32 protein-coding genes are annotated in these 25,020 nt (G+C 31.7%); 4 read left to right on the top strand and 28 right to left on the bottom strand.

Features of this window, described 5'->3' with window-relative positions; all coding sequences use genetic code 11:
- Window positions 1–177 precede the first annotated feature (177 nt).
- Together BG20_RS04520 and BG20_RS04515 are read left to right on the top strand one after the other, a co-directional pair.
- The gene (locus BG20_RS04520; protein WP_010191425.1) at window positions 178–1,047 is read left to right on the top strand and encodes a PfkB family carbohydrate kinase; all 870 of its coding nucleotides are present in this window, start codon (window positions 178–180) and stop codon (window positions 1,045–1,047) included.
- A 278-nt stretch (window positions 1,048–1,325) separates the two neighbouring features.
- Window positions 1,326–2,285, top strand: coding sequence for an NAD(+)/NADH kinase (locus tag BG20_RS04515; RefSeq protein ID WP_010191423.1), 960 nt, complete (start codon window positions 1,326–1,328; stop codon window positions 2,283–2,285).
- A 64-nt stretch (window positions 2,286–2,349) separates the two neighbouring features.
- Here the strand turns inward: BG20_RS04515 and pyrG are convergent, their stop codons facing one another.
- The 8 genes from pyrG to BG20_RS04475 all read right to left on the bottom strand — a co-directional run bounded on the left by pyrG (window position 2,350) and on the right by BG20_RS04475 (window position 10,708).
- Window positions 2,350–3,954 carry a glutamine hydrolyzing CTP synthase gene (gene pyrG / locus BG20_RS04510; RefSeq protein WP_010191422.1) on the bottom strand — a complete coding sequence of 535 codons (1,605 nt, stop codon included), beginning with the start codon at window positions 3,952–3,954 and terminating at the stop codon, window positions 2,350–2,352.
- 317 nt (window positions 3,955–4,271) lie between these two features.
- The gene (locus BG20_RS04505; RefSeq protein WP_010191421.1) at window positions 4,272–4,496 is read right to left on the bottom strand and encodes a hypothetical protein; all 225 of its coding nucleotides are present in this window, start codon (window positions 4,494–4,496) and stop codon (window positions 4,272–4,274) included.
- Window positions 4,497–4,981: 485 nt separating this feature from the next.
- On the bottom strand, window positions 4,982–5,782 hold the full coding sequence (trpA, locus tag BG20_RS04500) for a tryptophan synthase subunit alpha (RefSeq protein WP_010191419.1): 801 nt from the start codon (window positions 5,780–5,782) through the stop codon (window positions 4,982–4,984).
- Window positions 5,769–6,959 carry a tryptophan synthase subunit beta gene (gene trpB / locus BG20_RS04495; protein WP_010191417.1) on the bottom strand — a complete coding sequence of 397 codons (1,191 nt, stop codon included), beginning with the start codon at window positions 6,957–6,959 and terminating at the stop codon, window positions 5,769–5,771. The genes trpA and trpB overlap by 14 nt, the downstream gene beginning before the upstream one ends.
- Window positions 6,956–7,732 carry an indole-3-glycerol phosphate synthase TrpC gene (locus tag BG20_RS04490; RefSeq protein ID WP_010191416.1) on the bottom strand — a complete coding sequence of 259 codons (777 nt, stop codon included), beginning with the start codon at window positions 7,730–7,732 and terminating at the stop codon, window positions 6,956–6,958. Before BG20_RS04490 ends, trpB begins: the two co-directional genes overlap by 4 nt.
- Complete coding sequence (gene trpD / locus BG20_RS04485; protein ID WP_010191414.1) at window positions 7,732–8,772, bottom strand: anthranilate phosphoribosyltransferase; 1,041 nt, start codon at window positions 8,770–8,772, stop codon at window positions 7,732–7,734. Before trpD ends, BG20_RS04490 begins: the two co-directional genes overlap by 1 nt.
- A complete protein-coding gene (locus BG20_RS04480) occupies window positions 8,769–9,362 on the bottom strand; it encodes an anthranilate synthase component II (protein WP_010191412.1) in 594 nt (197 codons plus the stop codon). The genes trpD and BG20_RS04480 overlap by 4 nt, the downstream gene beginning before the upstream one ends.
- On the bottom strand, window positions 9,359–10,708 hold the full coding sequence (locus tag BG20_RS04475; RefSeq protein ID WP_010191410.1) for an anthranilate synthase component I family protein: 1,350 nt from the start codon (window positions 10,706–10,708) through the stop codon (window positions 9,359–9,361). The genes BG20_RS04480 and BG20_RS04475 overlap by 4 nt, the downstream gene beginning before the upstream one ends.
- Before the next feature lie 135 nt (window positions 10,709–10,843).
- Between BG20_RS04475 and BG20_RS04470 the strand changes: the two genes are divergently transcribed.
- Window positions 10,844–11,038, top strand: a complete 195-nt coding sequence (locus BG20_RS04470) for a hypothetical protein (RefSeq protein ID WP_010191408.1) — start codon at window positions 10,844–10,846, stop codon at window positions 11,036–11,038.
- A gap of 138 nt (window positions 11,039–11,176) precedes the next feature.
- Here BG20_RS04470 and BG20_RS04465 read toward each other — a convergent pair whose 3' ends face one another.
- From BG20_RS04465 to BG20_RS04450, 4 genes are all read right to left on the bottom strand, one after another.
- Window positions 11,177–11,362 carry a hypothetical protein gene (locus tag BG20_RS04465; RefSeq protein WP_010191406.1) on the bottom strand — a complete coding sequence of 62 codons (186 nt, stop codon included), beginning with the start codon at window positions 11,360–11,362 and terminating at the stop codon, window positions 11,177–11,179.
- A gap of 91 nt (window positions 11,363–11,453) precedes the next feature.
- Complete coding sequence (locus BG20_RS04460) at window positions 11,454–12,608, bottom strand: glycosyltransferase (RefSeq protein WP_007401709.1); 1,155 nt, start codon at window positions 12,606–12,608, stop codon at window positions 11,454–11,456.
- Between the two features lie 287 nt (window positions 12,609–12,895).
- Window positions 12,896–14,323, bottom strand: coding sequence for an ArnT family glycosyltransferase (locus BG20_RS04455; RefSeq protein WP_010191404.1), 1,428 nt, complete (start codon window positions 14,321–14,323; stop codon window positions 12,896–12,898).
- 102 nt (window positions 14,324–14,425) lie between these two features.
- Window positions 14,426–14,596 carry a hypothetical protein gene (locus BG20_RS04450; protein WP_238527505.1) on the bottom strand — a complete coding sequence of 57 codons (171 nt, stop codon included), beginning with the start codon at window positions 14,594–14,596 and terminating at the stop codon, window positions 14,426–14,428.
- Between the two features lie 188 nt (window positions 14,597–14,784).
- Here BG20_RS04450 and BG20_RS04445 point away from each other — a divergent pair, with 188 nt between their 5' ends.
- Window positions 14,785–15,780, top strand: a complete 996-nt coding sequence (locus BG20_RS04445) for an aldo/keto reductase (RefSeq protein WP_010191400.1) — start codon at window positions 14,785–14,787, stop codon at window positions 15,778–15,780.
- A 349-nt stretch (window positions 15,781–16,129) separates the two neighbouring features.
- Here BG20_RS04445 and BG20_RS04440 read toward each other — a convergent pair whose 3' ends face one another.
- The 16 genes from BG20_RS04440 to BG20_RS04360 form a co-directional block, all read right to left on the bottom strand.
- The gene (locus BG20_RS04440) at window positions 16,130–16,339 is read right to left on the bottom strand and encodes a hypothetical protein (protein WP_238527504.1); all 210 of its coding nucleotides are present in this window, start codon (window positions 16,337–16,339) and stop codon (window positions 16,130–16,132) included.
- Window positions 16,340–16,390: 51 nt separating this feature from the next.
- Complete coding sequence (locus BG20_RS04435) at window positions 16,391–16,741, bottom strand: hypothetical protein (protein WP_007401704.1); 351 nt, start codon at window positions 16,739–16,741, stop codon at window positions 16,391–16,393.
- A gap of 55 nt (window positions 16,742–16,796) precedes the next feature.
- On the bottom strand, window positions 16,797–17,480 hold the full coding sequence (locus BG20_RS04430; protein ID WP_238527503.1) for a PD-(D/E)XK nuclease family protein: 684 nt from the start codon (window positions 17,478–17,480) through the stop codon (window positions 16,797–16,799).
- A 54-nt stretch (window positions 17,481–17,534) separates the two neighbouring features.
- Entirely contained in the window at window positions 17,535–18,215 is a 681-nt protein-coding gene (locus tag BG20_RS04425) for a PAC2 family protein (RefSeq protein ID WP_010191391.1), read from the bottom strand.
- A 722-nt stretch (window positions 18,216–18,937) separates the two neighbouring features.
- The gene (locus BG20_RS04410) at window positions 18,938–19,594 is read right to left on the bottom strand and encodes a nitroreductase family protein (protein WP_010191386.1); all 657 of its coding nucleotides are present in this window, start codon (window positions 19,592–19,594) and stop codon (window positions 18,938–18,940) included.
- A gap of 291 nt (window positions 19,595–19,885) precedes the next feature.
- Window positions 19,886–20,236: a hypothetical protein gene (locus BG20_RS04405; RefSeq protein WP_010191384.1), complete on the bottom strand. Its 351-nt coding sequence runs from the start codon at window positions 20,234–20,236 to the stop codon at window positions 19,886–19,888.
- Between the two features lie 51 nt (window positions 20,237–20,287).
- On the bottom strand, window positions 20,288–20,497 hold the full coding sequence (locus tag BG20_RS04400) for a hypothetical protein (RefSeq protein ID WP_048097056.1): 210 nt from the start codon (window positions 20,495–20,497) through the stop codon (window positions 20,288–20,290).
- A 50-nt stretch (window positions 20,498–20,547) separates the two neighbouring features.
- Window positions 20,548–21,024 (bottom strand): hypothetical protein, encoded by a 477-nt coding sequence (locus BG20_RS04395; RefSeq protein WP_007401697.1) that lies wholly within the window; start codon window positions 21,022–21,024, stop codon window positions 20,548–20,550.
- Between the two features lie 57 nt (window positions 21,025–21,081).
- The gene (locus tag BG20_RS04390) at window positions 21,082–21,351 is read right to left on the bottom strand and encodes a hypothetical protein (RefSeq protein WP_010191381.1); all 270 of its coding nucleotides are present in this window, start codon (window positions 21,349–21,351) and stop codon (window positions 21,082–21,084) included.
- Window positions 21,352–21,401: 50 nt separating this feature from the next.
- A complete protein-coding gene (locus tag BG20_RS04385; protein WP_010191379.1) occupies window positions 21,402–21,632 on the bottom strand; it encodes a hypothetical protein in 231 nt (76 codons plus the stop codon).
- A gap of 250 nt (window positions 21,633–21,882) precedes the next feature.
- Complete coding sequence (locus BG20_RS04380) at window positions 21,883–22,215, bottom strand: hypothetical protein (RefSeq protein ID WP_007401694.1); 333 nt, start codon at window positions 22,213–22,215, stop codon at window positions 21,883–21,885.
- 41 nt (window positions 22,216–22,256) lie between these two features.
- Window positions 22,257–22,400 carry a hypothetical protein gene (locus tag BG20_RS12655; RefSeq protein WP_193353017.1) on the bottom strand — a complete coding sequence of 48 codons (144 nt, stop codon included), beginning with the start codon at window positions 22,398–22,400 and terminating at the stop codon, window positions 22,257–22,259.
- 123 nt (window positions 22,401–22,523) lie between these two features.
- Window positions 22,524–22,793: a hypothetical protein gene (locus BG20_RS04375; protein WP_010191376.1), complete on the bottom strand. Its 270-nt coding sequence runs from the start codon at window positions 22,791–22,793 to the stop codon at window positions 22,524–22,526.
- Between the two features lie 158 nt (window positions 22,794–22,951).
- Window positions 22,952–23,299 (bottom strand): hypothetical protein, encoded by a 348-nt coding sequence (locus BG20_RS04370; RefSeq protein WP_010191374.1) that lies wholly within the window; start codon window positions 23,297–23,299, stop codon window positions 22,952–22,954.
- A gap of 812 nt (window positions 23,300–24,111) precedes the next feature.
- Window positions 24,112–24,669: a hypothetical protein gene (locus BG20_RS04365; protein WP_007401691.1), complete on the bottom strand. Its 558-nt coding sequence runs from the start codon at window positions 24,667–24,669 to the stop codon at window positions 24,112–24,114.
- A 113-nt stretch (window positions 24,670–24,782) separates the two neighbouring features.
- A partial coding sequence (locus tag BG20_RS04360) for a hypothetical protein (protein WP_010191372.1) occupies window positions 24,783–25,020 on the bottom strand: 238 nt, incomplete at its 5' end.

Here is a 25,020-nt window from a genome sequence, read left to right as displayed (position 1 = left end):
AAAATCATCATATTTTAATCCTAGATCTAATTCTTTGATAGTTATGCGTGGGCTATGTCATGCTTGCTGTATGTCAAATATGGAATTAGTTATATCAAAAGGGAATATTTTATGCCATGACTGTTTTGAAAAATATAATGCAAAAAACTAAATCTATACTAATTGAAACCCTGACTGATGAAATTAGCATTATTTTCTCATTGTGCAATAGACTCAATTACTATTGATGGCACAACACACGAACAGATTGGCGGTGCTGCATGCTATGGTGGATTGACTGCAAGACAACTTAAATTCGATGTGGATTTATACACAAAATTCGGTAAAGATTTTCCACAGCAATATCTCACTCAAAATAAAATAAATTTTGAAAATTCCTTATCTGATAAACTAACTACACGTTTTGCCATTGATATTGCCGGCTCCGATAGAACTCTGAAATTACTAAATCAATGTGTTCCTTTAGAATTTACATCAATCAATGCAGATGGGTCGTTAGTAACACCAATTTTTCATGAAATTTCAAATGAAATGTTTTCTAAAATAAAGAAAGACTCTAGTTTTACACTAGTTGATCCTCAGGGATTTTTAAGACAAGTTGATTCTAATAATAATGTCATTTTAAAAAAAACTGAACTTGATTTATCTGGGGTAAATGCAATCAAAGTAAATCCAGAAGAATCACAAATGCTAGTTGATGGTAATCATGATGAGATGATGAAGGCATTACAAAAAAAAGGTGTAGAACATGTAATCATGACAAACAAAACTGAGGTTTCTTTATTAGTTAAGGACAAGATTTATTCTTTAACATTACCTAACAAAGAAGTTTATGATACAACCGGACTGGGAGATATTTTCTGTGCAACGTTTTGTTGTACCATGTTAAAAGAAAAGGATTTTCTTTGGGCATTATGCTTTGCAGGAGGTTCTGCACAAGCTGCACTTGACTCAAAACAAGTAGGCCTGTTAAAAATTCCACCAAAAAATGCAATTGAAACGAATGCTTCTTATTTCTATAATCTGGTGAAATATAGATCCATATAGTAACTTTGTTAGATATTTTATAAAATGAAATACAACGAAAAATAAGACTTAAGACCGGTATCTGAAAGAATTCCGATGACAGTCCCATTTTTCAACTTATGATCAATCCATGATTGCTCATAATCAATTATCTTACGTTGACTATGGGTATATTTTCTTGTGTGTTTTTTTTGAAAAAACTGATTAGATTGTTAAGTTATGAGATTGAATCTGAGAATTTGGTAATGAAGTTATTTTTAGCGTTTATCCTTTTATTGTACTCCTAGTTTCATTTCATTGTGCAAATAGGAATCTATGGTTCTGGTACAACAGCATCTGCAGCAATAACAATCAAAAAAATCTTAGATGATGCTGAAATTGAATCATTTGTAATCACTTCAAAATCTAAATCTAGACTAGTTGATTGTATTTTAGTATTAGGTGGCGATAAAGGCGTTAGAAATTATTTTCATAGATCATTTGATTCTACAACTCCTGTTTTAGGAATAAGTGAAGGTGAAGCGAGTGGATTTTTAGCTCAGATAGATCTTAGAGAGTTTTCTTCTCATGTTAAAATCTTAAAAAAACAAAACTATACCGTTGAAGAAGTACCAAGAATTGGAGTAAAGATTGACGGAAAGAATGTCTATCCTGTCTTAAACGACGTTGCCGTATTCTCATCACGAAGTGCCATGCTAATGGAGCATACTTTGCGAGTTAATGACGAAGAAGTATGGCACGATAATAGTGACGGGATTATTGTATCCACACCAATTGGCTCGTCTGCGTATTCAATGTCTGCGGGTGGCCCTATGCTGTTTCCTGATTCTGGAGTTTTTGAAATAATTTCTGTAAACTCTTTAGATATTACACGAAGACCAATTATCGTATCTAATACAAGCTCTATCCAAATCAGTGACATTTCAGCTCGACTACACTGTGAAGTTGTTCTTGATGGATTGGATAGATACAAAGTAACCAACACTGTTGAGTGTACTCAGTTTTTACCCCCGGCAAAAATAATTAGGCTCAAAAAAAATTCAACTGCAATTTCTGCACTTGCCAAGAAAGTACATCTAGCTGAAGAACTACTTAGTATGCCTCCAAGCTCTAAATTATTGCTAAAAACCTTGGAGTATGAAGGCGCATTAACACAAAAAGATCTTGCAAACAAGACTTTACTTCCCGACAGAACTGTACGATTAGCTCTTAGCCATTTGCTCAAAAAAGGGTATGTGAAAAAAGAAAGTCTCAATTAGAGATGCTCGTCAAAAAATCTATGAAATATCAAAAATTGAATGAATGTTTATTTTTAATATCTGATTATTGTTTTTGGGATGAAGCCTTAACAAATGCTTCAAAAACTTGTTCGGGATAACCCGGCCTACTGTTAAATTCTGGATGAAATTGAACTCCGATGTAGAATTTATGAGATGGTATCTCTAGCATTTCCATCCTTTTACCATTATCACTTTCTGCAGAAAAAATTAACCCATTTTTCTCAAACTCTGGAATGTATTTTTTGTTTATTTCATATCTGTGTCTATGTCTTTTGCTAATTCTTTCTGCATTGTAAATTTTATGCGATATTGTATTTGGTTTAATTTCAATATCGTTTGCTCCTAGTCTTAATGAGCCACCCATATCTGATATTGTTTTTTGTTCTGGAAGTAAATCTACTACTGGATTTTTAGTCTCAGGTTTAATCTCAGTAGAATTTGCATCATCTAACTTCAAAACATTTCTTCCAAATGCAATTGCTGCTAATTGAAAACCAAAACATATTCCAAGATATGGAATGTTTTTCTCTCTTGCATAATTTGCAGTCTTTATAATTCCCTCAGCTCCTCTAACTCCAAATCCTCCTGGAACTAATATTCCATCATATTTTGATAAAATACTGTAATCTGAAATTGATTCCGAATCTATCCAATCTATTATGATGGATTTTCCTAGTTTAGCGCCTGCATGTTTTAGTGCATGATTAACACTAACATAACTATCTGCTAATGTAACATATTTTCCAACCATTGCAATTCTTACTTTTTGATCTTCATGATTAATCATTGATTCGGCAATGGTGTTCCACTTATCCCAATTTGCGGATGCATTTACCATGCCCACTTTTCCAAATTTTGTAAATAATGAATCCATTATTCCTTGATCATATAATATCTGTGGTACTTGAAAAATTGATTTTACATCATGACATGATAATACATCGTTTGCTGTGACATTAGTAAATAATGCAATTTTTTTCTTTGTACTTTCTTCTAATGGTGTACTGCATCTTACTGCCAAAAAATCTGGCTGAATACCAATTCTTCTTAATTCTTGTGCACTATGTTGTGTTGGTTTAGTTTTCTGCTCTCCTACTACGTCTAGTGATGGTGCAAGTGTTACATGAACAAAAATTACATTTTGTGGTCCCTCTTCTACTCTCATCTGTCTTAAAGCTTCCAAAAATGGAAGTGACTCAATATCTCCTACTGTACCTCCACATTCTACAATCAAAAAATCAAGTTTTTCTTCCTTTGCAATCTTTCTAATTCTATTTTTGATTTCATCTGTAATATGGGGAATTATTTGAACACATGCTCCTAAGTACTCTCCTTTTCTTTCTGCTTCAATTACTGTAGAATAAACTTGAGCTGTAGTAATGTTGTGACTTTTTGGGATATTTTGATTTAGGAATCTCTCATAATTTCCAATGTCCATGTCACATTCTCCACCATCTTCAGTGACAAAGACTTCTCCATGAGCTACTGGATTCATTGTACCAGCATCATAATTCAAATAAGGATCTATTTTGACACATGATACTTTTTGATCAGCTAACTGTAATAATTTTGCAATAGATGATGTTGTTACCCCTTTACCAAGTCCTGACATTACCCCGCCTGTAACAAAAATAAATTTAGTCTGCACATCAAGAAAACAAGTATCTAGTTTTTGTATGTTTTGCTGCTTTAATTACAAAATCAGTTGATCCATATCTCTTAGATGCGATCTAACATGTGTATGGGATTTTTTATTTTTTTTAACGTATGTTTGAACTTTTTAGCATCTATTTTTTATTCAACAATGCCTAATATTGTACGAGCACATCTAGGTAGTGGTCTTTAACAGAGATTGAATTCCCCCCCAAAGATGTTAAGAATACAGACCACTATTCTTTGACGACTTATAATTTATCGCTAAATCTTGCTCTAAATGCATCTACTCTGCTTTGGGTCTTATACTCTTCAGGATGAGAGTTTTTTACGTGAACGTTCTTCTAGGGCATGTTTGTGCTCTTCTCTTGCGTGGTGTAGTCTATCTTTTTCATGAATGAATTCTTTACCACAATGTTGGCATTTAACAATAGTCTTATGATGTTCATGTCTGACATGCTTTACTAGGTCCTCATGATTGTCAAACTTTGCATCACATTGAATGCAGTCATTTTTCTTATTGTGGAACAGTTTCATAATCTTCACAGTTTTACTTGAATATTTAAACTCGATATCTGTAACTCATTTTTGATAATTTAAAGCGTATCACAATACATTCAATGTAAAATGATTTTGAATGAACACTCAATGTTTACATTGTTCTTTGATAATATTACCATTTTTTGAATTTTATTCATGATGGTTGAACCTGAACCTTGTAGTCATGAGTATGCCTCTAATGGAACTTTATCTTGTAGGAAATGTGGAAAGATTCGTTATTAGTACAAATTTAGAATAAAAAGAGTTTAGAAAATAAAAAAGAGATTATCTTGATTGTGATGTCATAGATTTGGATTGATTGATAGTTTTAACATTATGTTAGATGAGTTGTTTTGAGATTATTTTTTCTTTTTATCCAAGACAATTGCCTCCGAAATGCTCGATTCTAATACAAGATAATAAAGATTGAGGATGATTTGTACATACTAAATGTCTCATCTTTAGCTTAATAGATCTGATCTCTATGTCTTAGTTTCTTTTTTTAGACTTCTTGTAAATTTTGAAATGTTTGACTCTAGTTTATTTTGTGGGGTCTTCTCAATTAATTTTAAAAATGCACTTCCTACAATTACTGCGTCAGCTCCTGTCTTGATGTATTTTTTTACATCTTCGGGTGTCGAAACACCAAACCCTACTCCTACTGGAATCTTTTCTTTGGTGATCTTTTTGACTTCTTTAATGGCCTTAAGAGTATAATTTTTAATTCCAGTTTTTACACCCGTAGTTCCATACACTGCAACTAGGTACAAGAATCCTGAAGATAATTTTGCAATTTTTTCAATTCTTGTTTTTGTCGTGTTTGGTGATATCAAAAATATTGTATCTATCTTATTTTTGGTGGCTGCCAGATATTCTTTTGATTCCTCAATTGACATGTCAGGAAGAATCAATCCGTCAATTCCTGCATTTTTAGCCTCAATGATAAATTTTTGATATCCTTTATGATACAAAATATTGGTATATGTCATTAGTATTAATGGAATATCTGTTTCTTTTCTGATCTTCTTTACAATCTCAAAAAATTTGCTGATTTTGGCTCCATTTTGAAGAGATATGGTACTTGCATTTTGAATGATGGGTCCATCTGCTAGTGGATCTGAAAATGGAAATCCTAATTCTATAATGTCTGCTCCTCCTTGAATTAATCCTCTAACTGACGCCATGGTTGCAGCTTCGTTTGGGTATCCCACCATAATGTATGCTATCAGCGCTTTTTCATTCTTTGCAGACAATGCTGCAAATTTTTCTTTAATTCTTGCCATGTTTATTCAGATAATTTTGTACTTCTTCAACATCTTTGTCTCCTCTTCCAGAAAGTGTAACTACTATTGATTCTGATTTTTTACTCTTCTTTGCAATTTTCATTGCTTCAGCTATTGCATGTGCTGATTCAAGTGCGGGAATAATTCCCTCAGTTCTTGTTAGCATCAAAAACGCATCAATTACTTCTGCATCTGTTGCAGAATGATACTTTACTCTCTTAATGTCCTTAAGATAAGAGTGCTCTGGACCCACACCGGGATAATCCAATCCAGCTGATATGCTGTGTGTTTCTGTAATTTGTCCTTCTTCATCTTGTAACAAATATGTCATCATTCCATGTAATACTCCCTTGCTCCCAGCCGAGAGAGTTGCAGAATGGTATTTTGATTTTAATCCTTTACCTGCTGCTTCCACTCCGATGATCTCTGCATTTGTGTCTACAAGTGGATAAAATGTTCCAATTGCGTTAGATCCTCCACCAACACATGCGATTACTGTATCAGGTACTTTGTTTGTTATTTTTTTCATTTGTACTTTGATTTCTTCTCCTATCACACTTTGAAAATCTCTTACCATTACAGGATATGGGTGAGGACCAACAGTAGAACCTAGTAAATAATACGTTGATTCAACATTTGTAATCCAGTCTCTGATTGCTTCATTGATTGCATCTTTGAGTGTCTTGGAGCCTGATTTTACTGGATGTACTTTAGAACCAAGCATATTCATTCTATACACGTTTAATTTTTGGCGTATGGTGTCTTTGTATCCCATGTATACCTCTGATTTAATTCCCAAAACTGCGCATGCCATAGCAGTTGCAACCCCATGTTGACCTGCTCCTGTTTCTGCAATGATTCTTTTTTTGTTCATTTTTTTTGCAAGTAATGCTTGGCCTAATGTATTGTTAATTTTATGAGCTCCTCCATGTAACAGGTCTTCTCTTTTTAGATAGATTTTAGCACCTCCACATTTTTCTGACAAATTTTTTGCATAGTATAACGGGGTTGGTCTTCCAGCATACTGTTTGAGGTAATAGTCTAACTCTTTTTTGAAATCTTTATTGTCTTTGAATTTAAGATAATTCTCTTCTAGTTCTTCAATTGCAGGAACCAATGTCTCTGGAATGTATTTTCCGCCAAACTCTCCAAATCTTCCGTCTTTAGGATATTTCAATATGTATTCACCAATTTTCTGACATTCTCTTCGATATTATCGCTTTTCATTATACTTGAACCTATTAGGAATGCATCAGCTCCACACTTTTTTAGATATTGGATATCCTCAGGTGTTTCAATACCACTCTCAGATATGATGGGTCGTGTCTTTTTGTATCCTTCAAGTACTCTTTCTGTAGTTTTTAGATCTATCTCAAGTGTGTCTAGATTTCTATTGTTGATTCCAATTAGATCTGCTTCTGTTTTTAATGCATTTTGAAACTCTTGTTTTGTGTGTACTTCTAGTAGAATTTTTAATCCCTTTTTGTGACCATACCCAATAAATTCATCAATGTCTTTGAGAAACTCTTGATCAAATAATGATTGGATAACCAACATGTAATCCGCACCAATTTTTTCTGCAGCATCAATCTGTATTGTATCAATCATGATATCTTTCATTAATAATGGAACATCTACTGCCTGTCTAACCTGGATAAAGTAATCTGGAGATCCATTAAACAAATGAGGCTGAGTGAGTATTGATAGTGCTTTTGCACCTCCGGCAATCATTTGTTTTGCAATACTTGCAGGGTTTGTCAATGTTCTGATTTTACCTAAAGATGGTGATGAAAACTTGATCTCAGTAAGCAACGTTGCATGATTATTTGATTTTATAATTTGTAAAAAGTCTTTATTTGATTTTTCTAATTTTATATCTAGATTGTATACTCCATCATCAATTGCAGCTTGTGAGTTATTTACTAATTTTCTAAGAATGTTTTCTGCCATTATCCAATCTCCGTTAGTTTTGAAATATTTCCAGTATCTGAAACAAATCTTTCTAAGAGTTTGAATGCTTTACCATCTTTAATTGTGTTTAATGCCAATTCTACTCCTTCCTCAAAGTTATTTGAAATTCCTGCAACAATCAATCCACCAGCTGCATTAAGTGCAGTTGTCTCTATCATGCTTTGGTTTGCAGTGTTGTTTAATACTTTGACAAATGATTTTATTGCTTCTTCTTTAGTCTTGATTTGAATATCTTTTAATTTTGATTTGTGCAACCCTACCACTTCAGGATCAATTGAATTCATCAACACTTTATCATTTCTTAAAATACAAACTCTATTTTTTGCACTAGTTGAAAACTCATCCATTCCGTCATCTGAACGAACTGTCATAATGTTTTCTGCTCCATTTCTTTTTAAGATTAATGGTAGTCTTTCTAAAAACTCTACAGAGTATACTCCTATCATTTGATTTTTCACATTTGCTGGATTTGATAATGGTCCCAATAGATTAAATGCTGATCTTTTTGCTAATTGTTTTCTTGCATTTACGACATATTTCATTGCTGGATGAAATTTTTGTGCAAACATAAAACATATGTTGTGTTTTTCAAGTATTTGTGCAATTTTAGTTGGTTCTGCATTAAGGTCATATCCGAAATACTCAAAAACATCTGCACTCCCTGAAACTCCTGAGCTAGAACGATTTCCATGTTTTGCTACTATGCCACCTGCTGCAGTGACAACAAAAGAGGCAGCAGTGGATATGTTGAATGTTTGAAGATTGTCTCCTCCAGTACCACACATATCTATGACCCTACCTTTGTTTTTAGGCTCAATTTTTAGAGAAAACGCTCTCATCTTATCTAACATGCCTAGTAATTCATCATCAGTCTCTCCCTTTTCAGTAAGAGATGATAGAAAATCAAAATTTTCTTTATCATTTGTTTTACCTGATAAAATCTCTTTCATTACTAAATTCATTTGATCATATGTTAGATCTGTTTTTTGCTCCAATTTTGAAATTAACTCGGAGATCATTTTTTACTTTTCACCTGTTTTATGAAATTTGCAAGAATCCTTTTTCCGTCCTCTGTCATTATTGATTCGGGATGAAACTGAACTCCCTCTATTAGATATTTTTTATGTCTGACTGCCATGACCTCTCCGTCATCAGCTGCAACCGCTGTGACTTCTAATGCATCTGGAATTATTGTTTTGTCTCCTACAAGTGAATGGTATCTTGTTGCTCTAAATGGATTTTTAACATCTTTGAATAGTTCCGAGTTTGTATGACCCACAGGACTTGTCTTTCCATGACGTACACATCCTGCATTTGTGACTTTTCCTCCAAATGCTTCAATGATTCCTTGGTGACCTAAACACACTCCTAGTATTGGAGTGATTGGTCCAATGTCTTTTATTACATCACCGCATACACCAAAATATTTTCTATCTGATGGTGTTCCAGGCCCAGGAGAAATAATTATTGCATCATATTTATTTTGTTTAATTTGCTCTACTGTTATCTTGTCATTTCTAATAACATCTGAATCTACTCCAAGCTCTCCTAAATACTGAGCAATATTGTATACAAAAGAATCATAATTGTCTATGATCAGAAATTTCATTTAGTTGCCTCCTTTAGTGCTTGAAGCATCGCTCCAGCTTTGTGTTCTGTTTCTATGAATTCGTTTTCTGCAACTGAATCTGAAACTATGCCTGCACCTGATTGTACAAACCCTTTGTTTCCATCAATGAATATGCTTCTAATGGCAATTGCAAAATCACAACACCCGTTAAATGAAAAATACCCAACCGCTCCTGCATATGGTCCACGTGACTCTAATTCCAATTCTTCTATTATCTCCATAGCTCTGACTTTAGGAGCTCCTGATACGGTTCCAGCAGGAAATACTGCCTTAAATGCATCAAACATATCATTTTCTGGTGCTAAATTGCCTACAACATGTGTAATTATGTGCTGTACATGGCTAAAGCGTTTTATCTCCATCAACTCTTCGGTATGAACTGTTCCATACTTGCATACCCTGCCAATATCATTTCTACCCAAGTCTACTAACATTGTATGCTCTGCTAATTCTTTTTCATCATGCAATAATTCGTATGCCAATTGTTTGTTCTTTTCTTCATCGTCTGTGATTTTTCTAGTTCCAGCAATTGGAAATGTTTCTACTTTGTCGTTTGTAATTCTGACTAACATTTCTGGTGATGCACCAATGATTGTTTTTGTATCTTGCTTTAGATGATACATGTACGGTGATGGATTTAGTTTACGTAGTGTCTTGTATAATGTTAAATCATCTCCCTTTTTATCAAATATGAATTTTCTAGATAACACCACTTGAAAGATATCGCCATCATGAATGTACTGTTTTGCCTTGTTTACAATATTTGAGAATTTTTCTTTATTCATGTTTGGCGTTATTTCAGTTGCTTTGAAATCTTCAAATGAATCATCACTCATTTTGAATCGTTCAAATCTATTTGTGTCATGATAAAAATAAAATAATTTCTTGTGGATGTTATCATACAATATTCCGTCATCATAAATTCCAAACTCCATTAGTGGTTGTGGTGAATTGTGTGTATCTGGAATATTTTCAACTAGCCTTATTGCATCATAATTTACAACTCCTACTGCCCCTCCCAAATATCTATAACTTTGGTCTTCTGATTTTCCTAGTAATTTTTTTATTTCTTTGAATGGTTCATTTGTTTTTATCGTCTCTGTTTTTCCATCTTTTGTGATTTCAACTTTATCTGTATATCCTTTGAAAATTATTTTAGGATCAAATCCCATCACTGATGTTTCAGCTAGTACTTCTGGACCAGTTAATGATTCAAATAGAAATGAATGTGAATAGTTTCTGGAAATTTTATTGTATATTTGAAATTGATTTTCAGTTAACTCTAGGGGTATTACTTTCGGTTGAGACTTTCCAAAGGTGTCCACCCATAGACAAAATTTTACTTGTTTATTATTTAAATTGATTTGATATTTTGTCTGTCTTTATTTTGATTTTTATTCCATATTGAGCCTATTACGGTATAGTACGGTACCTTTATATGATAATGGATCGTATGATAGATGTCAATGCAAGGATCAACATCTTCGTTAATGCAGGATCTTTATTTCAAAAAAATACCTGAGGTAAAATCCAGTGTTTCTGAAGTAGAGTGCTATATTTGTGGTAAAGGAATTCAAGATGGATGCTGTATAACTGCCAAGACCCTACCTTATGGAACAGCTTTATTCTGTGATATTCATTATGCATTACAATAATTCTAAATTGAATTCATAAAATGACTTTCATATACTAGTTTAACCAAGATTGTTTATGTCTAAAAACAATCTATTGGTTTTACTTGGTGGAGTTTTGCTAATCCTGATGGGATTAGTTTTGATTGGTGTTTTTTGATTTTACCTTAAAGATTTAGCATTTTTTTTACAAAATTCACAAATTAACGAATTTGTTTTATTCCCACATGCAATGCATTGTTTTGTTTTATTGGTGTTTTTTCCAATATTAGGATCTCGAAGTAATTTTATTATGATTAGGACTACCACAACTGCAATTCCTACCGTAATTATGACTCCTAATACCATAAACTATGTATGCATTCTTAGTATTCAAACCTTCTTTAAATTAAAAATTAGTATTAATCAGTTCTAAATAATTGGAATGTTTGAGGTGCTTCTAACTCCAAACTTTTTCTTTAAAAGTCCATTTTTTATTTAAAATGAAGTTGCTAAATGCTGCAGTTGCCACTGCTGATACAAGCGCAATTGGATATGAAATTGATATCTCATCAACTAGATAATATACTAATCCAAGTTGAACTAGTGCTCCAATAGAACTAAACCCTGCAAATTTACCATATTGAATGATGGTTCTTTTCGGTGTGAATTCTCTATCTTCAAATGTCCAATACTTGTTCAAAACAAAGTTACTACTAATTGAAACAATGATTCCAAGTATAGTTGCATGAAGATACCACATGTTAAAACTAGTTGTAAATAACATGGACATTAGATAATTTACTAGTAAGCCTGATGCTCCAACTGAAAAGAATCTTGCAGCCTTTGACACGAATCTTACTGATGTTCTTTTTTCATTTCTTTGTTCTTTCTTTCCATATCTGTAAAGATTCCATACTGCATGAGTAAACTCTAAAATTGTTTTTGGACCAAGCTTGCTCTTCCCTTTTTGTCTATCTAGAAACGTGTATGGAATTTCTTTAATTGATACTCCTCTTGCTTTTACAATCATCTCCAATAGAAATTTGTACCCAATAGCATCAAAATTAATTCCTTTGATTATGTCTTTGTTAAATGCAAAAAATCCTGACATCGGATCAGATTCTTTTATTCCCAAACCTTGCTTTGCAATTACAGTTGCAACTTTGCTTATCATTTTTCGTTTCAATGACCACCCTTGTATTGATCCACCGTTTAGATATCTGGAAGCAACTACAATGTCTGTTTTTGATTGTTTTAAAACATCTACTAGTTTTGGTATAAGTTGTGGAGGATGAGAAAAATCACTGTCCATCACGATAATTATTTTTCCTTTTGCTTGTTGAATTCCGTTTAATATTGCAGAGCTTAATCCCTCTCTTGTTTTTCGATTAATCACGCTAACTGTGTATCTTGTTTTTTCCTTTAATGATTCAAAATAATCTTCAGCGATCTTGCCTGTACCGTCAGGTGAGTTATCGTCTACTACTATTGCCTCAACGGCTGTATTTATTGGCAAATGCTCTTTGATTAGATGTAGTATTCCTTTGATGTTTTCTGATTCATTGTAGGTAGGAATTACTATTGATACCTCAGCATTTACTGTACTTGACAATACGTGGTATGCCAAATCATCTCATAATAAATTTTTAAGTTGAAAAATTTGACTGTTTTATGCTAATTCTAAGCAATAATACTGACTAATCTAACTATTTTTTGATATTGGTATTTCAACATGCTGTTCCACACAGTTAAGGCAAATCATGGCATCATCTAAATGGCAATCACATAAGCAATTATCATCCATGCCAAATATCAATCAAAAATGAATATTACCTTTAGTATGTCTCAAAAAATACAAAATTCTGTATTATCAAATAGGTAATTTTTGATTGTTATTCTTTACTTAACCCACTCAAGAATCTCAATTTTCGTTGCTTCTTCTGTAGCCTGCATGTTTGTGTATGGGTATATTTTAGAATTAAACTTTGTAGTCTCATCAAAAGTTTGTACAACTGTGGAATTATTTAATATGTTTTGTAATTGAGGACCTCGTACAAAATCGATTCTATAATGACTGTCAGCCATTATTACCATTTTTTCTGTACTTGATGGATAAAACAAAATAAACGAATAATCTTCTGGTACATTTTCTTTTTTAAATACATCATATAATATCCACGTATACACAGGACTTGCAAGAACTGTTACATTATCATCATAATTATTCAATACATAAGAAAGTGCTTCAAACTGATTTTTTGATATATCGTTGATTATCAAAAGTGCTGTACTAGTAAAACCGAAAACAAATACTGCTGATATAATTCCAAAATAAACATACTTCTTCATTTTACCCTCCTTGTGAATTGACTCTATCCATATTCCTGCACTAATACACAAAACTGGAACAATCATCATCCAATGAAAATACTGTTTGTATCCAACTACACTAAGAAATACTACAAAGGGAATAAACCAAAATAAGAGAAACTTATCTTTACGTAATACTGCAAAAACTATTCCAGATAAGCCCAATACGAACATCAAAGGATCAATGACTGCAAAAAATCCAAATATGTCTAGTATACTGTTTGTTCTCTGTGTCTGCCATAACACTCCTTGTTGCCAAAGATCAAATTGATTAAGCATTATTGCATTAAGAGGCCAAATCAAAGGAATTAATAAAAATGGAATTAATAATAATATCACATCGGAGAATTTTTTTCTGTTATTGTATACAATCCATGCAACTACAAATATCATTGTAAATGCTGGTATTTTTGTAAATACTGCCAGACCCATTAATGCCCCTGAAAAAGTAATCAAAATTGAACTATGTTTTGTTTTAGCAGAATAAAGTGCAATTAAAATTGCGCCTAGTATCAATGGAATTAAAATTGAATCAAGTAGAATTCTTTTAAAAATCCAAGTAAACGGTAATACCGCAAATAATGCTGCTGATAAAAATGCAGATATTGTGCCATATCTGATTTGAACAATTTTATAAATTAGAAATGTATCTACAACTGCTAATATTCCCATGAATATTCTAGGAATCAGGTATAGGGATTGTAATGAATCTGAATCAGTAGATGTTTTAAAATCAGAATAATTTGTTGCATAAAGAATTGATGCTATTACAATCTGACCAAAGTATGGGTGGTCATACACATTACCTTCTTGAGGATTTCCGGTGTTAAGAAGGTCAACTGCTCTTCGCATGTAAATCCCCTCATCAAAAAATACATCTGGGTATCCTACTGGATTCCAGAGATGAATGAAACCTGAAAGTGCAAGTGGAATTAATAGAAAAAATATTTTGTTCAATTGATACTTTGTCTTGATAGATGATGATGCTTTTAAATTAATTAGACACGTCTAGTTTTTCAAAATATTTTGTATGTCAAATTCAAGTATATTTTTCTAGGATTAATTTCTCATTGATAATTCATTCCCAACAGATGCTTGTAATCCTAACCCTGCACCTGGCTGGGTAGTAATTATCATCAATGTTTCACAATCTATACATAGAATTGATGGTGTATAGTCAGTGTTTTCTTGAGTTGGTCCAGTTGAAGCTAAAACCGCATCTTCTACCATGTTTTCCCTATTACAATTTACACATGTATGTGGTTTTTCAGATACCCGTTTTATTTTTTTAATGTAATAATGAACCATGTTGTAATGTTGTAATTGCAGTTCTTAAATAAATTGTTCATAAATTTCATTATGGCTAAAATTCTCTGCATTGTATATTCATTAAATAAAGTGTAAATTTCTACAAAATCATGACTATTGCAAAAATCCCTCTTGCAGAAGATCTCACTATTTGTAGAATCTTAAATGGAATGTGGCAGGTATCTGGAAGTCATGGACAGATAAATCGAGAATCGGCAATTTCAGAGATGCTAGAATATCATAAAGCTGGATTTACAACTTGGGACTTGGCAGACATTTATGGTCCTGCTGAATCATTTGTTGGAGAATTTCGAAAACGGTTATCTACAAAAGAATTGAAAAACTCTCAGTCTCTTACAAAGTTCGTGCCAAATCCTGGACCTATGACCAAATCCATTGTAGAATATTATGTAGATCAATCTTTAAAGAAAATGAATACTGATTCTCTTGATTTAATTCAATTTCATTGGTGGGATTACAATAATCTAAATTATCTTGATGCACTTAACCATCTTTCAAAAATGCATGATGAGGGAAAAATCAAACATCTTGGACTAACAAACTTTGATACACAACGAATTAAAATTATGATTGACAAAGGAATTAAACTCGTATCCAACCAAATACAGTATTCTATTCTAGATCAAAGGGCTGAAAAATCAATGGTTCCATTTTGCCAAAAACATGGAATCTCACTTCTCACATATGGCACTTTGTTAGGAGGATTTTTTTCTGAAAAATACTTGGACTCTCCTGAACCTCGTAGATCAGACTTGATTACTGCTAGCCTACAAAAATACTATGACATGATCAATGCATGGGGCGGGTGGGCACTATTTCAAGAATTATTATCAGTTTTATCAAAGATTTCAAAAAAACATGATTCTAGTATTTCAAATGTTGCTGCAAAATTTATTTTAGATAAACCTGCAGTTGCAGGAATTATTATTGGCACACGACTTGGAATTTCTGAACATAGGGAAGACAATCTTCGTGTATTTGGTGTGAATTTGGACTCTGAAGATCTTATCTTGATTAATTCAGTTACTAAAAAATCAAATAATTTATTTGATAGAATTGGTGATTGTGGAGATGAATACCGATAATGTCCACTAGAGATTCTAAAACTTGTAAAATATGTGGAAATTCTATGACCCGACAGGCACAAATGTTTCAAGTTGTTTGGACTTGTTCAAAATGCGGTGCATCAGAATAATTTGCAAAAAAATTATTGATTTACGGGAAAAATCAGATAGTAACCAAAACCAATCAGTTATCCACTGACAACTGAGCATCAACACTCTTTTCACATACCATTGATGTTTGGGATTATTTGATTACTACCTGTAAATATATGTGAATAATAAAATAAAAACACTGTTCTGTAAATTCTAAACATTTGTTTGTTTTTACAATCTTTTTTGTATGGATATTAGCTGATATTTTAAAAAATTTCTATTCTTCTGTAGATTTGTAATTCTCTATGATTCTTTGAACATTATTCAAAATTATCTTTTGGATCTCTTCAAATTCAATACCTGAGGTTTTCATGAGTTTTATTTGATCCAGTATAGCAAACTGTACTCTTCCTTGTAATTGATCAACTAAGCTAAATCCATCCTTTGGGAATTCTGTTATGAATATCTCTAATTCATCTTTATTCAATTTATCATTCATAAAGAAACGATACTAAAAAATCTATTTTGTTAATCTAATCTACTCATTCCAAATAGGTTGTTTTTTCAACCATGATATCAAATCTCTATACAAATGACTTTTTTGCATATTTAGGACATTAATTTCCATATTCGTTGAAAGTTTTGCAGTCTTTGAATATTTGTCATATTTTGCAAACACCACTTTATCCAGATATGTCATACCTTGCATCTCTTTTTTTGCCAATTCTTCTGATTCTGTCATTGCAAAACATGCAAAAAGAACTCCGTCCACCCAATATGCACTACCTGATTCAAGCGATGCCATCATACTAAGTAAATCGTCAGTACTTAGTTTTATCAAATCTCTTACAAAGATCGTTTTGTATGGTTCATGAATAAAATCAGTCATTTTATCTAATTATGAGATAATCTAACTTAATTTTAAGCATAGTTTAGAATCTCACCTAAAGTGTTTCACGATATGTTGTACCTAATTTGTGAAATTCTTCTATTTTTTCAATTAAAACTTCTTTGAAATCAAATGGTATTTTGATAAATTCTACAATGTCTCCTGTTTCTTCAGACCCAATAATTACAATTTGATCTATATCTATTCCTGTTCTTTCTTTCCACATTAAAGAATATGCTGTTGCCTGCATGAAATATTTCTGAACTTTGTCATAATGCTCCATTAATCTACTTCTGCTAGTTTTAAAATCAATAATTGACAAATCTCCGTTGTACTCTGCTATACAATCACATGTTCCTGCAATTTTAAATTCATCGCTAAAAAGCGGAAGTTCTATTCCTTGAATATTATTCATTTTATGTAGATACGGTTTTAATTTTTCAAAATGATTCTTTGGAATATCTAAAAAATCTCCATTTGATTCTTTATTGTTAAGATAATCTTCGCATAGCTTATGAGTCATTGTCCCATGAATTTGTGCATCTTTCATAATTTGCTCAGCTGCATCTGTACCAATCCTTTCTCTCCATTCGTCAAGACCTGACATGTCAGATGTTTTAGATAATACAGTGGTAATTGATGGATATAACTTTCCTTCTGGGGTTTGATAATATCTTATTCCTTCTATTTCTGTTTGAATTGCTACAGGAATTTGTACTATATGATGAGTAAATTGCAACAAATACTACCGAATTAAAGCAATTAAAAAATTAAGCGTCATGAGAATTTTTAGTTAATTTTCAAAGTTTTTTTCAATATCTTGTGCCATCATTTCTAACTTACCAGTATCTCCTAGATTTCTGTAAGTTAATTTTTCTAATGTTTTGATAATGCTAATTGCTGCTCTATATTGTGGAATCTCTGGATGATTTAATTCTCCATACATACCCATCCCCTGAATACCGTTTTGTTTTGCAAAACCTAGTATCAAACCATTAAACCCAGTGATAATTGATCTTTGAGGTGTTGTAAAAACACCTAATCCCTGCATTTGTTTTGTTAATTCCGACGACGTAGTTGTAACAAACGTTTTGGGATTTTTATCTAATACCCTATTTGTGTGAAAACCTCCAAGTGTATAGATGAATTTAGCAGAATATTTTTTTGAAATGTCTATGACATCTTGACAAAGAGCATACAACTCTTGACTATCCTGTGGCTGACCAGTTCCTCCTCCAAAAACAATCAATCCGTCAGAATATTTGTACTCCCAACTTTCATTTGGTAGTTCTATGTGTCCTCCAATATCTACAACATATGTGGGATATGGTGTCTTTGCAATTCTAAATTTCTTTGTTCTCAGGCTATCGTTGATAAAATTCACCACAATACTGCCTACATTTCCCATATCTTGCATGGCTGCAATTATTATTGGTTTTTCTATATCAGGCTCTTCTGTTTGAAAAAATTCCATTATTTTCTCTACATGTTACTTGCTTAAATTTGACTTGAATCTGTGTGTTCATCACCCTTTTTTTCTAAGTTTAATGCTCAACACTGCTAATTTTTTCCTTAAAATATACTTAGAAAGAAAAATAAAAAAACCAATTTACAAAGAAAAGATAAGGAACAATAATCTGTTATCAGTAAAGGAACCATATGAAAAATGTAAAGAGTATGAAGCATACCATAAAATGCAAATACTGTGGAAAATCTGATCGTGTGGAATATTTGGGGGGGCTTGATTGGTTCTGCAACAAAAGATGTCATTACCATTATCGACATATGAATGATAATTCCGGCTAAATTTTCTTAATTATTTTGTAATGATATATGATCATGAATAATCATTTGTAAAAAACCCGTAATTATGATGAAAAAATTGCTTAAGATTTGTATATGTTATAAAATATTCAAACATTTGATATTGTGATGATTATCGGTAAGATTGATAAAAATGAAAGAAAAATCAGCTTTCATCTGAATCTTAAATGCACAAAATGCCAAAAAAAAGTACCGGGTGGAATGAAAACGTCTGAGAGTTATTTTAGGTCTGAATCTTTCAAAAAAGAAATCGAACTTTTCAAAAAAAATTATCTATGTGGCATATGCAGAGATAAAAAACGAATTACAGAAAAAAAATAATTTTTTTTGAATTTTATTCGTAGATAATTTTTGTTAGTATGTGCTAATTTGTCACCATACTGCATGTACTATTTCTTTGAGATTTCTTCTTGGTTTTGGGAATTTATTCTGCTTTGGATATCCTACACATAAAATTGATGATGGAATTAAATCGGTATTGATCACCTTCATCACTTTCTGTTCATCAAACATCCCAATCCATATTGAACTCAGACCTAATGCTTGAGCTGCTAGCTGAGAATATGCAGCAGCTAGTGTTGCATCTTGTATGGCAAATTTTTTGAGTATTTCTTCTGGAAAATTCATTTTTACCCTTGATGGATTTTTACAAAACACCAATACTAGTGGGGCATTTACATATGGTTGATTATTACACGCCTCGATTAACTGCTGCTTTTTTTCTGGACTCTTCACATAAAATATTTCAAAACCTTGAAAATTTCCAGCGGTAGGTGCTGTGTCTGCAGCCGCAATTATTTTATCTATTTTTACTGTCTCTACAATTTTATCTGTAAATTTTCTAGTTGAACGTCTTTTTGACATTACAGTGAATAAATCTGTGTTGATAAATTCGGTAGGTGATGATTTTAGTATTTGATTTAATAATTGATTTCTTACGTTGGTATCTGAGCTACTATCCGCGTTATTGCTCTCTTTTGGTTCATACCCTGATGGATATAATTTTTCAGGCTCTTTTTTTGAATCCATGTTTTTAATATCCAAATTCTACTATTAAGTAATTCTTTATATTTATCCATTAAATTTACACCTTTTCTGAAATATAGTGTTTATTTTATTTTTAATTAATTGGTGAACTTGTGTAATGGTGATCCACAACTATTACATTTTTTGCTCGATATGTAGCTTTCAATACTTTGATTGTCCCAAATCAGTGCATTGGATTTATGACCTTTTTCACATTTTATCTTAAACAAAACACTTACCATGACTTAGTTGAATTATTTCTAAACTTAAGGATATTGTTTTGAAATGTATTACTTAATTGCTAGGTCTTGCATTGCCTGCTTCATCAGATTCATCTTGTTTTTTAAATACTCTGTATTCTCCGATTATGGAACTACATTTTTCACATGTGTATTGACCTCTTTCTACTAGAATCAAATTATCCGATACTTGCTCATTGGTGTTTTCTTCCAGGTGAATCTTTGGTGGATTGCCGAATTCAGTTTCACAATTTTTACAGTAATGTTTTTTCATTTTCCCTTCTTCAAGTTTTCCAATTGGAGCTAAAAATAATTTTCCAACTCCTAGATCTGCTTTTTTTGCTTGCTCTTCTGTTATGTCTGCTATGATATAACCTCCTGAACCTTGAAGTTTGAATTCAGTCATTTCTTTTTTTATCTAATTCGGTCTTAAAATACCATACTTTTAAAAATAAATTTATGATTGCTTTTTTTGTTTTCTTATCTGATTAAGTATGGAGATACTCAATCCAGAAATGAATAAACCTCCACCAAATAGGCTTAGAAAAATAATGTTAGTAGTATCATCTTGAGGGTTCAAAAATATTGTAATTCCAATTAAAGTCATTATTAGACCCAAACAAAGCAAAACCATACTGGGACGCTTTAATTCAATAATTTTCGACATGATTTTGAGCCATTAGAGCTTGTTTTATGCCTAATTTAGAATCTTTGGAACTATTTTTTCTGAGTGTGTTTTTCTGCCTCTTTTTCATAAAAGAATTCTTGTTTTTTCAAATCCTTTTCTGAAATTATTCGATATTTCCTCATTGGTACTAGTCGTGATATTTGCTCGTATGTGTTCATATCTCTTACATCTTCTGCATGTGCAATCTGTACTAGTGGAGATTTTTTTTCAATCATTGGTTTAACTTGTTGATACCCTCCACTTTGTGGCATCCCTGTACGATACAATCCAATATTTTTTGCACTTTTAGAAATTTGTGGATCTTGATAGCAGCAAATAGAATACTCTCCATTTTCTTTTTCTACAATTGTTAATCTTGTAAATTTATCACTCCAATCTTCAATGTTTTTTGCAATTTCTACTGCTTCTTTTTTATCTTCAAATACCATCGATACTACTAGTCTATCTTTTTCATATGCCCATGAAATACCATAAAAATTTCCATGCCATTCTATCTCATAAGACATATCTTCTTTCTAGTATTTCTCAAATTAACACTTTCGAATTATTCCATGATGTCTCTTTTAGACATATTTTTCATATAATTCTCTTATCATAGAATTGATTTTTTCAATTTCGTGATCTCCCCATGAATCTGATTTGATGCGAATATGGATATTGCTCTCTTCTAAATTATTGATTACTTTTGGATACATCATACCAATGAAGAATGATTTTTCATCCAAATTCATTTGCTTTGCTTTATGTTGAAAATAGCTTAACCATTCACGTTTTTGATCCTCAAATGTTTCTAAAATTATACTTAGAATCCTTGATTCTAATTCTTTATTCATACAAATATTATCTTGAAACTAAAATTAAAGATTCTTATTTAAAAAAAATATTAGCAGAATTTATCGCATTCACATTTTCTGCTGGTAAATATACTTCTCAATGAATCTAGTTTTGAATGGGATATTGAAGGTTTTTTGCCTACAATTTTGAATAGAGTAATCCCGGTTGCAGAACTAGTTCCTTTAAGTGCCCATGACCCATTTTTCATTAGATATGGTTTTGGATTTTTCATAGTCACTTTTTTATGTATTTTGATATCATATGCCTGTATTTCTGACATGGCCAAATATTGTGAAATTGGTATTACAAAGCCATAGTAAATTTTTTCATATCTATAAGCTTAAAATATTTTTTTCATATTTTCATCATGCATAAATTGTTGAACATTAGTATCTTTTTTTAATTTAGATTAAACAAATGTTTAAAATTTAAGAAATCTCTGTTTTATACCACCAAATGAATAATGAATAGACGCCTTCGTTTAGTGGTCTAGGCATGCTATAAACGATCACTATTCCAAGACGTCGATTTTAAATTTCATTCAAATGGTCTTGCAGTGCTTTTTTTATTTCATCTTTTTTTAAAGATACCTTGTTACTTCCGATCTTCAAACTGTCTGCATCATCAATTTTTGATAATCTATAAAAAAGAAAATCGGATAATAATTCTAAATTAAAATCATTGTTGTTTTTAAGATTTATTTTGAAATACTTTTCATGAATTCCTTTACCTTTAGTTAATCCACCTGAAGGGAAAATTCGTATATCTTCATTTACTTGGTTCTCTTTTAGTTTTTTTCCAAAAATTACATTATCTATATCATTACCACCATGAAAATGAAATATTGTGATAATGAACTCCATGTATATTTTCTATTAATCTAAAATAAAGATGCTTGTTATTGTTAATTTTTTAATAATGCCTCTTCTGGCGTCTTATCTTGATTAATTTTCCAGTGCCAACCATGATGCTTCTTCCAATGCTCGTACAATTGTTGAGTCGTTGGTTCTTTACCTAAAGGAGTTCCACATATTTTGCATTGCTTCATAAATTTTTTCAAATTTATGTAAAATTAAGGGTTACTTTTCCTCCTGATGTTTCTACCTACTCTTGATTCTCTGCACGTAATAAGACTAGAAAAAATACAAACTCTCTCAAAATATTTTTTTGGTTAGGTGTTAATGACAATTCTAATTTTTTGGAAAAGTCCAGCGATATTTGATATATCTGCCCAAAATGGACTTCCCAATGTGAATGCGTTTAATGATTTATCTGGAATGCTATTTAGATTATTTTTATACAAATTAATTGCTACATTTTTAGACCAGCTAGTTTTCAAAATAAGATCCATAGTTAATTTGATTAATCTCTCGTCTAATCTACCTTCAATTGAATTTAGAATTCTTTGAATCTCTATTTTGTTTTGTTTTGTACTATTCATGATTATATTTCACATCTAATTTGAGCCTATAAAATTAAGAGTTGTGTTAATTTATTCTATCTCTTAGCTGATGGCAATCGCATAGACAACCTTTTTGACATTTCATTCTTTTGCAATCTGAGCATGTTTTTTTATTCCAATAAGGAGTTGTGTTCATTTTATTTTGATCTTTTTTTGCTCATCTTAAATTCTTGTGATTTCTGTCTTTTTCTTTGTTGTTCTAGATTCATAATCAGATATGTTTTTCCAGCTTCACATAATTTCATCTCCCCTGTAAATTGGTCATGTACTGATTCTAGAGTTCCATCTACAAGTAACCCTCCAACAATTTCCCATGCTTTATCCTCTGGTATCTCAAATTTGTAAGACAATGTTGAAACTTTTGTATAATAACCATTTTTTGAATTACGTAAAACAAAATCTTTTATTCTATCTTCAGTTGTTTGCGTTTTTGGTCGTGATGATTTATTATTAAATCGTCTGAATGGTCGTTTGTTATCTGCCATTGTTTGTTTATTTCTCTGCTGGTATTTTAGGACTTGTAACAACACCTAAAGGCTTTTTGAATCTACACCATGATGAATATTATGAGTGAAAAGAAAAGACGAATTGAGGAATTAAGAATGAAAACAGGTAGAAGTAAACGTTGCCTTGATTGTAAAACCCATAGATGCATTATTGATAGTTGTCAGTGTAGTTGTCATTTGAAAAGCTAATTGATATCAAAGACCTATTTGTCAGACCTGAATGATGAGCTTCACTGCTCTAATCTGACCTAGGTTGTGGGTATTGGTCATTTCCCAGTCTAGCCAATTAGCAACATGTGAAATTTAATTGCTCCATAAAGAGTTTAATTTTATACTATTTTTTAGCCTCTCAAAAATACTTGGAATCCATTTTTTTTGCCTCCATTGTGATTATTTTATGACATTTACAAAAGCAATTGGCATGAATCATATCATGGGCATTTCTATACTCACATTCTTTTGTATGTTCCATTCTTTTTTGGTTTTATTTTTTATGCACTTAAAGTTGTTCTATTTCATTTACTAATCATTACTGTTTTGTTGAATTAATGAAAAATTATGAATCATGATTAAAAATAAAAAAAATTACTTCAATTGATTATTTCTTTTTTGAAGCTTTTTTTGCTGCTGGTTTTTTTGCTGCTGCTTTTGCCATGTTATGACAAAGTTATTTTACTTGCATTTGCAATATCTGCGTAAAATAATTAGACAAAATGGATATTGATCGGAGCACCGTTTTTCGCTATTTTGATTTTGAGCAAATTGAAATTAAATCTGTTAAATATTTTTGCTTATTCTTTTGCGTGTATAGAATCTGGATCGTTATTTCCAGGTAGGTATCTATCCCCTAAATTGGCTTTCATCTTTTCATCAAACTCTTCTTGTAATCTTGTGAGATAGATTTCAGCTTCTGTCTCATCTTCTGGAATTCCAGTGTTTACATCGAAATTGAAACCTGTGGCAAGATGGTAAAACTCTTCAAAAAATTCTTTACAATCGATTACATCTGCTTGTGTATCAATTGATATTACAAGACAGTCTTGCTCTTCTCTGAATTTTAGACAAATTTCTTCATCTATCATTGTGTCTACAATGACTGCCATTAGGTATGGGATTAATGATGTATCTAGTTTTCTTTGATTGTTTTTTGAATTTGTTATCCATAATTCATAACCATCTAAAAGATAATCAAACGTTCCAATTAAGATATCTCTTATGTTGCTATTTGGATATGCTAATTTTGACTTCCACGATATCTCTTTATTATTTCCAGGCTGTACATATAGAGCATCAAATTTGATTTCTTCATGAATTTGTTCGTATTCCCAAACCTGCTTGTTAGTCCACATTGGTGAATATTTTTCAATTAGTATTGCAGTTAGCTGGTCCAATGTTTTGATTCAATTAGACCGTTGTTTATGCTTATCTTACAAATTTATTATTTTCAATATTTGAATTAGTTTTAATTTTTGATATTTGATTTAAAAAATGCCAATGTGCATTCAGCAAGTTCTTTGTTAGAGTGTTTTTTGATAGTATGTTTACAATTAGGACAAGTTCCTTTGTCTTCATCAGAAAAATCATCACCAATTTGTTTCATACAGCATTCCATTAATTCTGAAGTAGAATGTGATTCCATTGATAGTCTACAAGTGGGGCACTCAGTCATGTTTTCTCTCCATATGGGGCTTTTCAAACAG

Source organism: Candidatus Nitrosarchaeum limnium BG20 (assembly GCF_000241145.1).
In the GTDB taxonomy this organism is placed as follows: Archaea; Thermoproteota; Nitrososphaeria; order Nitrososphaerales; family Nitrosopumilaceae; genus Nitrosarchaeum; species Nitrosarchaeum limnae.
This window is presented reverse-complemented; position numbering and strand designations above follow the sequence as displayed.